Origin of the sequence: Marinimicrobium hydrolyticum (genome assembly GCF_030848505.1) — a bacterium.
Taxonomy (GTDB): domain Bacteria; phylum Pseudomonadota; class Gammaproteobacteria; order Pseudomonadales; family Cellvibrionaceae; genus JAVDDU01.
In genome coordinates, this window is sequence record NZ_JAVDDU010000003.1 from 453,316 (window position 1) to 466,886 (window position 13,571).

The following is a 13,571-nucleotide window of genomic DNA, read 5'->3' on the forward strand; positions in this document are numbered from 1 at the left end:
ACCATCAATTCTGTTGCATGCGAATGTTGACTGTCACCATGCCCTGCTCGTTAGTGGCCGCCATGGTCATGTCGATGACGCTGATGTCGTGACGGTACTCCATATCGTGCAACCACTGCATGAAACGTTCATAGGGCACCTGATCAAAGCGCACTCGCGCTTCACCGCCGGTACCCGGCTGAAAGCCGCTCATGGTCAACCCGGCGGACCTTAAACTGGAATCGATCAAGCGGCTGAGGTTGCCACTGCTTCGGGTGCCGCCACCGTCAGTGCGCCGATACTCCTCCAGCCGGGCACTGAGCACTTTGACCCGACCCAACGTCTGCTGCACGCTGGCATTGCGCTGAATCTGCTCGGTGCGCCAATCCTGTAGCGGGACCAGCACGGCCATCCACAGTAGATAGAGAAACACCGCCAGAGCGCCCAATAGTAAAATGGACTGCTCGCGACGGTTGTAGCGGGAAAGAAAGGCAAAGAACTTATTCATAGGCGTTGCTGCCGGATTCTCAAACGGGCGGAGTGAACATCCCCCTGGGCGCTGGCACTGAGCAACTCGGCTTGCAGACCGCGCTCAACGATGCGTTCGCGCAGGGCTTCAATGCTGCTGAAAGCGCTGGCCTGAACGCTGAGATTGATCTCACCGCTGTTGGCTGCGTAAGCGATGGAACGAATGGTGGTGCCATCCGCTTCCAAGGCGGGGAGTAGATCCGCCAGGAAGGGAGTGACTTGTCGCCCCGTCGCGCTGGCCGGTTGCACTTCAGAGACGGCTTGGCGGAGTTGTATTTCGGGGTTGGTCATTCGGCCGGGCCCCATGGCAGAGCGGAATACCTGTTCAATTTCCTGGCGCACGGCCACGTTTTCCGCTTCCAGAGTTTGCACCTGATAAACCATAACGCCGATGTAAACCACCAGACAGGCGGCCGCACCCGCCACCACACTGCGCCAATCCTTCCACCAGCGCTCCACGGGCAGGCGCTGTGAAAATTCACCCTGACAAAGGTTAATGTCCGGGGCTTGATAATCCAGTTGCCAGAAGTCCACTAGCGTGCGACGGTCCACACGGTCCGCCAGGTCGGAGGGTAAAAGCGCTTCCAGAGTGGCCAATTCGGCATCGGTGCTCGCACGCAAATCCAGGTGCGGCAATTTGTCGACTCGCTGCTGAGCGGTGAGCAGCATTTCCAAACTCATGCGCGCACGCGCCTGATCGATGCTGTAGCCCAGGCTGGGCGCGTAGCGCACCAACACCTGGCCATCCTGCAGGTGCAGGGTCCAGTGCGGATACTCTTCGGTTTCCGCGTCCTGCGCTTCCGGAGTATCAGGGGCCAGAGGCAGCAACAGAGACACTACCGAACAGCGGGTAATCTCAATATTAAACGGTTCAAGCTGCGCGAAAATGTCCCGCAGCCAAGGCTTTTCAACATAAGCAACGGCGGCGCGTCCATCCTGCGCGGGGCCCAGGGCAAAATGAAACTGGTCGATATCGCCAACGACCGTTTCCTCCAACTGGAACGGCAAAAGCCGTTGCAGGTGTTTTCGCTCGGAATCGGAGTACTCAATTTCGCGGGTGACCACTTTGTTGCCGGGCACCAGCAGCCAGACGTTGTGATGTCCTTCGCCCAAAATGCTCGCCAGCCGCTCCAAATCGCCGTGGGTGGCGGAATCCAGAATCGGCTGACGATCATCATCCAGCCAACACCAGCGGTATTGGTCGGGACTGCGGTCAGGATAGAGCAGCAATTGCTTGGTCATAACATTTTGTCGCTTATCGTCTTTAATCTGCTGAGCCGGGATACGCTTTAGAAGCTGTCACTGCGGCGCACTACTTCATATCGGTTGGTATCGACGCGGTGCAGTACGGATTCCATACTGCGGCGTTGTTGCACCAGGGAGACCTGCGTGGTTACCAGAAAATATTCCGTTGCCACATCCAAACCCTGAGTATTGGGTGTCGAACCTATGCTTTGCCAGGCGGTATTGCCAGCAAAGTCCTGCACACTACTGAAGAAGCCGTCCGGCGGCCAGTCCTGCCGCAACAAACCGACGTCCATATCCGTCAATGGTTGCAACGTCTCCTGTGTATTAATGGTCCCCAGCAGCAGGTCCGACACGGTATTAATATTCAGCCCCTGGCCCGCTGGCAGCACGACTAAATGCGGGCGGAGAAGAGTCATCAACTCCGGCGTCACATGGCGCACCAGACGCAGTTCATCCACGCTCACAAACGCGCTATTGGCGGGCCGATAGGGCGGATCCATTGACTGGTAATAGTCCGCCTCGGCGCCGCCAAACCCACTGACCTGATCATCCGGGTCCATCCAATCTACCACGGCTTCCAATATGGCGATGGCTTCGTTCTCGTGCAGCGGCAGCTCATTCGGAAAGCTCTGCAGCAAGCGAATAAAACGCCTCTGGGGTTCACTGAATCGCTGCCAATCATTGTGCGAGTGCTGGCCAGTCAGATCGCCAGCCAAATCGTTCAAGTTGAAGCGGCTGCGGGCATCATCCACCGCGACCAGGCCCCAGGCCTCGTCAATCTCAAACGGGAATTCCACGTCCCAATCCTCGCCCCGATAGGCGAGATCGGGTGCGGGCCCAAATTGACTGAGCATGTACACCGCCATGTTTTCCGCACCGCGCAAATAAGAGCGCGTTTGCGCGCCGTGCCAGCGGCTTTCCGCACGGGCCATACCCAACTGAAAATCGCCGGCAAAGCGGATCGCCAAACCGGCGGCGACGCTCACGATCAGCAAGGCGATGATCAACACCGCGCCTTTTTGCTTACGCGCACTGGCGCGGATCTTTACAGATCCGCGCCGATCAAAGGCCGACAATGTCAAACAGGCGCTCACTGACACCTACTCCTTCGATCTCAATTCGAATTTGCACGGCCCGCGGCAGCCCATGTGGATTGCCAACTTGGTTGGGATCCGGCCAGGCAGGAGCCCAATCGCGGGTGTAATCGTCTCCATCCAATGCGCCGCGTCCGGAGCGCTGCAGTACTGCGTCGGACAGAAACCGTATTTCTATACTTTCCACGTTGCCCAGCAGTTCTTGCTGCGCGGCATTTTGCTCAAAGGCGAATTCGTCAAAAGGCATATTGCGGTAGGGCCGGTAGTCCCGCCACAAGGTGCCGTTTTCAATCCGGTAGCTCACTTCCTGCAAATCGCTGCGCGGGCGCTGCATGGGATTGAACCAGTTGCGGCGCACAAACAGCATCAGCCGCTGCTCCACATCGGCGCCACCTTCAAGGCTTTGCGCCTGAAACTCAAAACGCACCCCAGTGGGCCCAACTTCCGGCGGCAACAAGTGCCGCATGTCCGCCGCCAGAATCTGCCAGGCGCGATCCAGTTCGTTCACCTGCGCGAGTATTTCCCGGCTGCGCTCGGCGCCGGCACTGGCCGCGCTCAACCCCTGATACGCCATGGTAGCCACCACCCCGGTGATGGCCAAAGCCACCATAATCTCCAGAAGGGTAAAACCCGCGTTTCGGTTAGGAGTCATGAATAAACCCAGCTAGCCGCGCCACGGGGGACTCCCGATCCTCATTCCTATAGACGAAGAATTCCACTCGCTGAATGTCATCGACTTCCGTGGCCTCGGTATCCATGCGCCAATACCAAACCCGATCCGATAAATCGAGTTCGCCATTGGCGCTCTCGGGCAAGGTAAAATCCGGTAACAAGCGCTGCTGTAATTGCAGGCGAGTCATCTCATTTTCGGCCACCCAATACGCTTGCGTGCGCTCGCGGATAGAGGCGGTGCCATCAAGCTGAGTCATCACCAAAGACACGAGCGCAGGCAAGGCCACGGACACGACCACCAGGGCCACCATGACCTCTATCAACGTAAATCCGCGCGCTTTGCTCGCCTGTGTGTTTACCATTGGGTTTGCTCGAAACGCTCTTGGGCTTCTTCGTCATTGCGCCAGCGAATACGGCCGGTCATGTCCACCTCGACCCGCTGGATTTCCTCCTCATTGGCAAAGCCAGTGGGCGTGATCGCCAGCTCAAAAGGCGTCGCCTCGCCGCTGGGGTAAAACACCAAAACCGGCGTGGGCGTAGTGGCTCTGGGATCGTACTGATAGGGTTCACCCTCTACCAGCAACTCCAGGTTAAGTCCGTCGGGCAAACAGTGGCGATCCAGATAGTCCGAAGCCTGTTGCCAACTCTGATCGAGAAAACGCTGCCACTCATAGCACCATTGGCCCATGGCACCGCCCTCTGTACTCCCCGGCTCGACGAACAGGCCGATGATTTCCTGATTGAGCGTGGCCTGATCCGAGACAAACCGTGCACTCAGTAGAAAGCGTTCCGTCTCCTCCTGCAGTTGCGAGGTTCCGCCCGTGCGCATTGACAGCATCACCCCGCCAATGGCCACGCCAATGATCAACACCACCACCATGATTTCAATCAGGGTAAAACCACGCTCGGTCCGGCGCATTGGAACCTTAGTCCTCTTGGATTTTCGCATCCCAGACGCTGATGTCTGCATTCTGCCCTTCTCCCCCAGAGACGCCATCGGCCCCTAAGGTGTAGATGTCATATTCCCGAGACTCGCCGGGGCTCAAGTAATGATAAGGATTGCCCCAGGGATCTCTGGGCAGCTCTTCCAGATAACCGCCCTGGCGCCAGTTGCGCGGCACGGGGTTAATGGTCGGGCGCTCCACCAAAGCTTCCAAACCCTGTTCGCTAGAGGGGTAGACGTAGTTGTCGATGCGGTAGAGTTTCAGCGCCGTCTGAATATTGCGAAAGTCTGCCTGCACTTTCTGAATGCGGGCGTCGTCAGCCCGATTCAAAACCGCGGGCGCTACAATACTGGCCAACAGGCCAATAATGATCACCACCACCATGATTTCAATAAGGCTGAAACCACTTTGGACCCGCCAGTTTATTTGCTTCTTCATCGTACAAATCTCCCGAAAAGATTTTTTAAATTAACGTATTCATTTCAAAAATTGGCATCAATATCGCCATAACGATTAAGCACACGGCCGCGCCCATAAACACCACCGTCGCCGGCTCCAGCAGGCCCATGGCCACGCCCAGCATCATCTCCAGCTCCCGCTCTTGATCCTGGGCGGCATTATTCAGTTGTTCCGGCAAGGTGCCGTTGGTTTCGCCGCTGGCCACCAGTTGCACCAGTAGGGGCGGGAAACAACCGGCGTTTTCCAGCGCCCGGTGCAGGCTGCTGCCTTCCTGTACCGCTTCGGCCACTTGCTCGCAGGATTCCTGCATGATTTTGTTGGTCATTACCTGACCGGAAATTTTTAACGCTTGCAGCAGCGGCACACCACTGGAGGACAACAAGCTCAAAGTGGCGGCGAAACGCGCGCTATCAATTTGCAGAATGAGGTTGCCCAGCACTGGCATCCTCAATTTAAACTGGTGCCAGCGGCGCAACCGGCCCTCATGGCGCAACATGCGCCGAAATCCAAAAATCAGCGCCACAAAACCTGCCAGGCAGTAGACACCGTAGTTGACCACAAAGTCACTGCTGGCGATCAAAACTTGCGTCAGAACTGGGAGCGCCCGATCGGTGTGCTGGAAAATCCCCACCAACTGCGGCACGACGAAAGCCATCAGCAAGCCGATCACACCGATACTGATGCTCAACAGCACCAGCGGATAGATCATGGCGGTTTTAAGCCGTTGCTGAACCTGTTGGCTGTTTTGCGTGTAGTCCGCCAGGCGCTCAAGCACTGGCGCTAAAAAGCCAGAGCTCTCGCCGGCGCGCACCATGGCCCGGTACATGTTGTCGAAAGCGCCGGGAACCTCACCCAATGCCTGCGCCAAGCTCAAACCTTCCAGCACCTTGGCGCGCACTTGCAGGAGTATGCGCTTACTGTTGGGCTTTTGCTGCTGTTTAGCGGTCGCCTGCAGAGCTTCATCCAGCGGCAGACCGGACTTTACCAGTGAGGCCAGCTGGCGAGTAATTAAGCTCAAATCGCGGGCGTTAAGGCGGCCTCCGCGGCGGCGCCAGGCAAACAGCGTGGAGCCGCTGGCATCACCGCGACTATGACTGCCGGCGCTGGTAACTTCCAGGGGCTTGAGCTTTTTTGAACGCAGTAAGCTGCGGACCTGGCGCTCCGAATCACCTTCCAGAATGCCTTTGACCGTTTTACCGACTTCGTTCAGTGCCCGATAGCTGTATGCGCCCATGTTATGTTCTCACTAGCTTGAGGTCGTCACTCGCAGAACCTCTTCCATGCTGGTAATACCGTCCAGGACGCACTGGCGGCCGTCGTCATGAATGGAAGTGCTGTGCTTGCGCGCTTCAGCGAGCAAAGCCTGTTCACCCGCCTGCTCGTGAATCAAATGGCGCAACTGCTCGTTGATTTCGATCAGCTCGTAAATACCTTTTCGGCCTCGGTAGCCCATCTGATTGCAGTGCTTGCAACCCACGGGACGATAAATCGTAGCGTCGGCGGGCAGTTTCAGTAGCTGCTGCTCGGATTCATTGGGCTGATAGGATTCTTTACAGTGTGAACACAGCAACCGCACCAGACGTTGCGCCATGACCACTTCCAGACTAGAGGCGAGCAGGAAGGGTTCCACACCCATGTCTTTCAAGCGCATGACCGCGCCGATGGCCGTGTTGGTGTGCAGCGTCGACAGTACAAGGTGACCGGTCAAACTGGCCTGAATGGCAATCTCGGCCGTTTCGCCATCACGAATTTCACCGACCATGACCACGTCCGGGTCCTGACGCAGTATGGCGCGCAAACCTCGGGCAAAGGTCATGTCCACCTTGGTATTGACCTGTGTCTGACCGATGCCGGGCAGCAAGTATTCCACCGGGTCTTCGATGGTCAGAATATTTCGGCTACGGCTGTTGATATGACTCAGACCCGCATACAGGGTGGTGGTCTTACCAGAACCAGTTGGGCCGGTTACCAGAATAATGCCGTGGGGCTTTAGCAGAGCACTGGCGAGTTTTTCCCGCACACGAGGGGGCATAGCCAGCTGATCCAGGGAGAGCTGGCCCGCAGCCTGATCCAACAGACGCAATACAATGCGCTCGCCGTGAGCAGAAGGGATGGTGGACACCCGAATATCCACGGCGTGACCCGCCAAACGCACGGTAATCCGGCCATCCTGCGGCAGGCGTTTCTCGGCGATGTCCAAGCGCGCCATGACTTTCAGGCGCGACACCAGTACCGGAGCCAACTCTGCTTTCGGGGAGAGAATTTCACTCAGCACGCCGTCGATGCGAAAGCGCACCGATACGCGGTCCTCGAAGGGTTCCAAATGGATGTCCGAAGCCTGCTCGCGCACGGCCTGGGAAAGAATAGCGTTGATCAAACGAATAATCGGCGCGTCGTCATCACCGGCCAACAGATCCGTGCGATCCGCCAAATCTTCAGCCATGGAGGACAAATCGAATTCCGCGCCCAGATCCTCAGCCGCGCGTTGTGCGGCGCCTTCGCCACTTTGATATACCTTGGTCAGACGCTGCTGGAATTCCTCAGCGGGCACTTCTTTTAGCTGAAAATCCACCCCTAAATAGCGCTGCAATTCCAGCAACACATCCAGGCTCAGGCCGGGCCGATACAGCAAGGTGACTTTGCCACTATCCTGCTCCAGCATGACGCCGTGGCTGGACGCAAAGGCGAAGGGCAGGCGCACGTGCTCCACGTCAGTGACGCTCGCCGCATGCACCTCGTCGTCGTCATTCAGCTCTGCTTCGCCGAGCAGGGGTTCCTGCTCTTGGGTGTCCAGCATAGAGTCAGCAGCCACCAATTACTCCTCGTCTTCCGGCATGGCATCGGGATCAGTGCGCTCAACGCCGTAGCCGCGCATCTGTTCTTCCCATTCAGGCAGAACAGGAATGGTGCTGCGGTTAATCAGCAGGCCACTTCGACCCCGGTGCCGCATTTGTTCATCGCGAATCGCCCGGTATTTCTCGGCGGTTGCGCCTTCGAGTGTTCTTTCATCGCGCACCACGGTGGCGCGAATAAAGATCAGCAAGTTGGTTTTACTGGTCCGATTGGTTTGATTCCGGAACAAGTGCCCCAGAATTGGAATGTCACCCAAGAAGGGGACTTTCTGTTGTGATGTTTGCACGTCATCTTGAATCATGCCGCCCAGCACCACCGTCTCACCGTCCGCCGTCAGCACTTGGGTTTGCAGCTTGCGCTGGTTGGTAATGGGGCCATCGGCGCTGTCGATATTGGAAAGACTGGACACCTCTTGGCTGATATTCAATACGATGCTGTCACCTTCATTGATGTGTGGCGTGACTTCCAAAAGGATACCCACATCGCGACGTTCAATAGTCCGGAACGGGTTCTGCGGCGTAGCGGCACCCCCCGTGGACGCGTAGGAACCGGTGGCGAAGGGTACGTTCTGGCCCACGGATATGGACGCCGTGTGGTTATCGGTGGTCAGCAAATTCGGTGTCGACAAAATATTGGTGGAGCTGGTTTCCTGCAGCATGTTAAGAATCGACAGGAAGTCCGTGCGCTCACCCAAGCGACCGATACCAAACATCTGGCCGCTGGTTTGAGACAAAGTCCCAGCCAAACTGAGTAGACCATCGTCGCTGTCATCGAGTGCACCGCGGCCCACTGCACCCATACGGCCACTGCCGTCGGCGGAGCTACCAAAACCGCGCTTGTTATCCCGGTACATCCATTGGACACCAAGCTCGCGCCCGTCACTGCCTTCGATCTCAACAATAATGGCCTCGACCAACACCTGAGCGCGACGGATATCCAAGCCTTCAATCACCGTCAGGAGCGATTGCATAATATCGTCATCGGACGTGGTGATCAGCAGGGCGTTGGTGTCCTCGTCTGCCTGCACACTGGCATCTTCGGCGTTATTGCCACGGCGCGACAAATTTTGCAGCACGCCCGTCAATACTTGCGCAACCCGATCCGCTTTTGCGTATTCCAAATAGACCACGCGCACGCTGCTGTCCCGCGCTTGCGGACGATCCAGGCGGCGAATCAGTTCGCGGATGCGCTGGCGCTGCAACTGATCGCCCTGCACCAGAATGCCGTTAATGCGGTTATCGGGAACCACCATCACCGCTTTGCCGCCCTCGCGGTCACCGGAGCGCTCCAATTGAGTCACTACTTGTGCTACGTCTTCAGCGCGGGCGTAACGCAGTTCAACCAGCTCGGTTTCACTGACCGAGGAGCGGTCGATTTGTGCGATCACTTCTTTCAGGCGCATGATGTTGGCACGGGTATCCGTAACAATAATGGCGTTACTGGGATCGTAGGCAGACAGATGGCCGTGCTGAGGCACGAGTGGGCGCAGAGTGGGCAGGACTTTGGAGGCACTGATGTTTTCCAGCATCAGGACTTGGGTAACGTAAGTGTCGTCCGGCGCCTGATCACCAAAGGTGGTGGGCACCGGCAGGGAGCGGGCATCCCGGTTGGGTACAATCCGTACCACGTTGCCGCTCTCTACGGCCGTGAAGCCCTGCACATCCATCACCGAGAGAAACAATTGGTAGAGTTCTTCCTCGTTGACCGGCTGGTCAGATATCACCCGCACCTGGCCGCGGACCTTCGGATCCACCACGATGGTTTTCCCGGTGGCATCAGCGATGAATTTAATCACCTCCTGAATATCCGTATCCTTAAAATTAACGGTCCAGGTTTGTTGCGCAAGGGCGCTTGTGCTGATGCACAGCAGAGCAATTACCATCACTCTTGCCATAGGTTTTAGACTAGCTTTCACTCGTTACCCTCGCTTTATTCAAGGTCGATATCGACCGTTACTTCTTGGCCGTTCCGTTCTATTAGCAAACTGGCGGATGTGGCGTTACCCATATTCCGGTAAAGCTCCATCACTCGTTGAGGGCTGGTCAACTCGGTACCATTCACCGCTTTGACGATGTCACCTGATTCCAGTCCCAAAGATTCAAACATAGCGCTGTCGCGCCCAGGCCGGATCTGATAACCCACAATTTGACCGCCTTCCCGGTGGATACTCATGGATACCACATCCGACAGTGAGCGGCTCACCTGATCGACCGCGCTCTGTGCTTCCGGCTCGGGCGCTTCCTCGGGCCCAACGGCATGATCGTTCATGGCGTCATCCATGGGCTCGTCGGCTCCAGTCAGCTCTGTCTCGTCGCCCTCCCAGCTGCGGCTGGGGGCATCCCGAACAGGTTCGTCCCGGCGCGACGTCTGACGATTAACAAAATCACTTTCCTGATACAGCCACAAAGATTCGTAGCGACCGTTGTTATTCAGGATGACTCGCTGCGGTAGAATTTTCTCTAAGGTCACATTGCGCCCCTCCGGCAGTTCGTCGCCGGGGGCGTAGAGCGCCTGCCTGGAACCGTTGGCGATAACGGCCCGACCGCTGCGCTCGTCGCTGCTGTCGATGATGCCCTGCAAGCGCAGTCGCAACTGAGTATCCACGGCTTCATCTTCAATGCCAGGAGCACCCAAATTGGGAGCTTCAATCTCAGCGACGGCTGCCTCATCGACGCGGCCAAACACCTGGACCTGTTTCAGCGCATCTATATCGACACGGCGTACGCCGCCAGCTGCCGTATCGGACGCTAACGCATTGGCCGCAACTTGGGCTTCCGGCAATTGAGGTTCCGGAATCACAAGCCAGATCAGGCGCGCCAGACTGTGGGCGAGCCAAATCACCAAAAGAAACACCGCCAGCAAACGCCAGACAGCGGGGGGAATTTGTTTGAAAAAAGTGGCGCTTCGACGGGCCAGCTGGCTCAGTCGCTGGGAGCGCGTATCGAGCACCGCAGCGCTTCGGTCCTGTTGCATAGCTGTGTCTGACAATTGATTACCCCATGCGCGCATCGGCGGAGCTGCTGAAACGGGCGCTGTTGAACATGCGCGCTGGCGTATTGTTATGGGCTTTGGATTGTACCCCAATTCCCGAACGGTCCAAAACGAGCGGATTTCGCCTACATGGAGCTGACACCCAAAAGCAGGAAAAGTTACGCGGCAAATGTGACAACATACGGCCTCTAAAAAGTCCCTGGCTGGTTAACAAATCCTCAAAAAAGGATAATCCGTCACAACCCGGCAAGCAAACCGGGCACTAGAAGTAGCATCGCTCTCTACAATTGTTCATCGCGCTGAAACAGCAAGTCCCAGACTTGATGCCCCAAGCGCTCACCCCGCCGCTCGAACTTGGTAATGGGCCGATAGTCAGGGCGAGGAGAAAACCCACCCTCGGCGGCCATATTGGTAAACCCTGGCGCCTGGGTCATCACTTCCAGCATGGCTTCGGCGTACTCTTCCCAGTCCGTGGCCAAATGAACGACGCCACCCGGCACCAATTTCCCTTTTACCGCCTCAATAAACTCCGGCTGTATGATCCGCCGTTTATGGTGTTTCTTTTTATGCCAGGGATCCGGGAAGTAGATCTGCAGCCGGTCAATGGTCGCGGCTGGAATACAGTCCTCAAGCACGTCCATGGCATCGGCCATATACACTTTGAGGTTGTGTAATTGTGCTTCTCCTGCACCATTAATCAAGCGCCCCACTCCCGGTGGATGCACCTCAATACCGACAAAATTCTTTTCTGGCTCATGCTCGGCCATATGCAGAAGGGAATCTCCCATGCCGAAGCCGATTTCCAATACCAGGGGCGCCTCCCGCCCAAAGGTGGCAACACTATCCAAAGTGCCGTCGAACAAGCTTAATCCGTAGGCCGGCCACCAGCGCTCAAAGGCCGCTTTTTGCCCCGCGGTAATGCGTCCAGCCCGGATCACGTAACTGCGGATGGCTTTGGGTTTGTACTCGGGCCGAATACTCAGGGGCATTTCACTGTCGGACATAATAATCCTGGAGCGTTAAGTTAGACATTAAAATTTTTAAAAGCGAACACCGTCAGCGCCGCCCAGCCGAGCAAAAAGCACAGGCCGCCCAGCGGCGTTACCGGTCCCAGCCAGCGGGGGCCGCCCAGCGCCAGCGCGTATAAACTGCCACTGAAAAGCACCACGCCAGCCACAAACAACCAACCGGCGGCGCTCAGCCAGGGGCTCGGACCCATGATCCGCAGCAACGCCGCCAGCCCCAGCAGGGCCAGTGCGTGATACATCTGATACTGAACGCCGGTTTGAAAAGCCGCCAACAGCACAGGCTCCAACCGATCGCGCAGACCGTGCGCGGCAAAGGCGCCCAGAGCCACGGAGGTCAACCCACACAGGGCGCTAATCAGTAAAAACACGGCAGGCATAATCTTCGTCATCCTCAGCGGTCCATTCGGAACCACAGTTCGCTGACTGGCGCTTCCACGGCGGGCCGGAAGCTTACACAAAAAAGCCGCGCAAAGCGCGGCTTTCGGTTTCTCGCGGGTCGCGCTCCCTTAAGCTTCCAGGATCGCGGTTTTCACTTTTTTCATGGCATTCTTTTCCAGCTGCCGGATGCGCTCCGCCGAAACGCCATACTCCGCCGCCAAGTCGTGCAACGTGGCTTTGTCCTCTCCCAACCAGCGACGCTGCAGTATGGTGCGACTGCGGTCGTCCAGCGTTTCCAGAGCCTGGGTCAGGTTATTGACGCTGCTCTCTTCCCAATCGGCATCTTCCAGTTGCATGGCCGGGTCGTAGCGCTTGTCCTCTAAATAATGAGAGGGCGCCACGTAAGGGCTATCGTCGTCATCTTCCTCACCTGCATCGAAGCCAGCGTCGTAGGAGGCTAAACGGCCTTCCATTTCCCGGACGTGCTTTACTTCCACACCCAGGTCTTCGGCCACCGCTTTTGCTTCGTCATTGGTCAACCAGGCTAAACGCTTTTTAGCCCCGCGCAGGTTAAAAAACAATTTGCGCTGCGCCTTGGTGGTGGCGATTTTGACAATGCGCCAGTTGCGCAGAATGAATTCGTGAATCTCGGCCTTGATCCAATGCACCGCAAAAGACACCAGGCGCACACCCTTCTCGGGGTTAAAGCGCTTGACGGCTTTCATCAGGCCGACATTACCTTCCTGGATTAGATCTCCCAGGGGCAGGCCGTAGCCGTTGTAGGAGCGCGCAATGTGCACCACAAAGCGCAGGTGCGCTAACACCAGCTCGCGCGCGGAATCGAGGTTGCCGTTGTAATAGAGGTCATCTGCCAGCCGTTGCTCTTCTTCCGCTGACAGGATCGGGAAGTTGCTCACGGCTTGAACGTAACCGTTGAGATTTGCCCCTGGCGATAATACCCATGCAGGCTGAAGGCCTGTACTCATCGCAATACCTCCTTTATAGGTTAGCGAGGGAGTGTAGCACTGGGACGTTAGACTGCCAAGCCCTGGAAAGTTTCCTCATACACCCCCATAATTAGTGATATATCATCACATGTCCAACATTATAGCTGATATTTCATTATGCGCGAGATAGACACTTACCTGTGGAACCTGGGCCTGGACCTGAAAGGTGCTCGCAAGCGACGCCAGTGGACTTTAACTCTGGTCCACCAGCGCCTGCAGTGCAGTGTGCAAACGGTGCAGCGCATGGAAAAGGGCGACCCGGCGGTGGGAATGGGCCGCTACCTGGCATACATTCACTTGCTAGGCCTTTCCCTCAACGAATTGGATGACTCGGCGCAGATTCGCCTGGAGGTTCTGGGCAAAACCCACAAAGATTAGCAAGCACTTACT

Annotated in this window: 15 protein-coding genes; 1 reads left to right on the forward strand and 14 read right to left on the reverse strand. The window is 56.9% G+C overall.

What is annotated here, in order from left to right; translation table 11 throughout:
- Nucleotides 1-4: 4 nt before the first annotated feature.
- From RBH33_RS08095 to rpoH, 14 genes are all read right to left on the reverse strand, one after another.
- The gene (locus RBH33_RS08095) at nt 5-487 is read right to left on the reverse strand and encodes a type II secretion system protein GspM (RefSeq protein ID WP_306731654.1); all 483 of its coding nucleotides are present in this window, start codon (nt 485-487) and stop codon (nt 5-7) included.
- Nucleotides 484-1,749, reverse strand: a complete 1,266-nt coding sequence (gene gspL, locus RBH33_RS08100; protein WP_306731655.1) for a type II secretion system protein GspL — start codon at nt 1,747-1,749, stop codon at nt 484-486. The genes RBH33_RS08095 and gspL overlap by 4 nt, the downstream gene beginning before the upstream one ends.
- A gap of 47 nt (nt 1,750-1,796) precedes the next feature.
- The gene (gene gspK, locus RBH33_RS08105; RefSeq protein ID WP_306731656.1) at nt 1,797-2,849 is read right to left on the reverse strand and encodes a type II secretion system minor pseudopilin GspK; all 1,053 of its coding nucleotides are present in this window, start codon (nt 2,847-2,849) and stop codon (nt 1,797-1,799) included.
- Entirely contained in the window at nt 2,818-3,501 is a 684-nt protein-coding gene (gspJ, locus tag RBH33_RS08110; RefSeq protein ID WP_306731657.1) for a type II secretion system minor pseudopilin GspJ, read from the reverse strand. Before gspJ ends, gspK begins: the two co-directional genes overlap by 32 nt.
- Nucleotides 3,491-3,883, reverse strand: coding sequence for a type II secretion system minor pseudopilin GspI (gene gspI / locus RBH33_RS08115; RefSeq protein ID WP_306731658.1), 393 nt, complete (start codon nt 3,881-3,883; stop codon nt 3,491-3,493). Before gspI ends, gspJ begins: the two co-directional genes overlap by 11 nt.
- Nucleotides 3,877-4,440 (reverse strand): type II secretion system minor pseudopilin GspH, encoded by a 564-nt coding sequence (gspH, locus tag RBH33_RS08120; protein WP_306731659.1) that lies wholly within the window; start codon nt 4,438-4,440, stop codon nt 3,877-3,879. The genes gspI and gspH overlap by 7 nt, the downstream gene beginning before the upstream one ends.
- A 7-nt stretch (nt 4,441-4,447) precedes the next feature.
- A complete protein-coding gene (gspG, locus tag RBH33_RS08125; RefSeq protein WP_306731660.1) occupies nt 4,448-4,903 on the reverse strand; it encodes a type II secretion system major pseudopilin GspG in 456 nt (151 codons plus the stop codon).
- 25 nt (nt 4,904-4,928) lie between these two features.
- Nucleotides 4,929-6,158, reverse strand: a complete 1,230-nt coding sequence (gene gspF / locus RBH33_RS08130) for a type II secretion system inner membrane protein GspF (protein WP_306731661.1) — start codon at nt 6,156-6,158, stop codon at nt 4,929-4,931.
- 12 nt (nt 6,159-6,170) lie between these two features.
- A complete protein-coding gene (gene gspE / locus RBH33_RS08135; RefSeq protein ID WP_373568244.1) occupies nt 6,171-7,739 on the reverse strand; it encodes a type II secretion system ATPase GspE in 1,569 nt (522 codons plus the stop codon).
- On the reverse strand, nt 7,740-9,692 hold the full coding sequence (gene gspD / locus RBH33_RS08140; RefSeq protein WP_306731662.1) for a type II secretion system secretin GspD: 1,953 nt from the start codon (nt 9,690-9,692) through the stop codon (nt 7,740-7,742).
- 14 nt (nt 9,693-9,706) lie between these two features.
- Nucleotides 9,707-10,750 carry a type II secretion system protein GspC gene (gspC, locus tag RBH33_RS08145; RefSeq protein ID WP_306731663.1) on the reverse strand — a complete coding sequence of 348 codons (1,044 nt, stop codon included), beginning with the start codon at nt 10,748-10,750 and terminating at the stop codon, nt 9,707-9,709.
- A 299-nt stretch (nt 10,751-11,049) separates the two neighbouring features.
- Complete coding sequence (trmB, locus tag RBH33_RS08150; protein ID WP_306731755.1) at nt 11,050-11,745, reverse strand: tRNA (guanosine(46)-N7)-methyltransferase TrmB; 696 nt, start codon at nt 11,743-11,745, stop codon at nt 11,050-11,052.
- A gap of 47 nt (nt 11,746-11,792) precedes the next feature.
- The gene (locus RBH33_RS08155) at nt 11,793-12,185 is read right to left on the reverse strand and encodes a DUF423 domain-containing protein (protein ID WP_306731664.1); all 393 of its coding nucleotides are present in this window, start codon (nt 12,183-12,185) and stop codon (nt 11,793-11,795) included.
- A 117-nt stretch (nt 12,186-12,302) separates the two neighbouring features.
- Complete coding sequence (gene rpoH / locus RBH33_RS08160; RefSeq protein WP_306731665.1) at nt 12,303-13,160, reverse strand: RNA polymerase sigma factor RpoH; 858 nt, start codon at nt 13,158-13,160, stop codon at nt 12,303-12,305.
- Nucleotides 13,161-13,298: 138 nt separating this feature from the next.
- Here rpoH and RBH33_RS08165 point away from each other — a divergent pair, with 138 nt between their 5' ends.
- The gene (locus tag RBH33_RS08165; RefSeq protein WP_306731666.1) at nt 13,299-13,559 is read left to right on the forward strand and encodes a helix-turn-helix domain-containing protein; all 261 of its coding nucleotides are present in this window, start codon (nt 13,299-13,301) and stop codon (nt 13,557-13,559) included.
- The last annotated feature ends 12 nt before the right edge of the window (nt 13,560-13,571 follow it).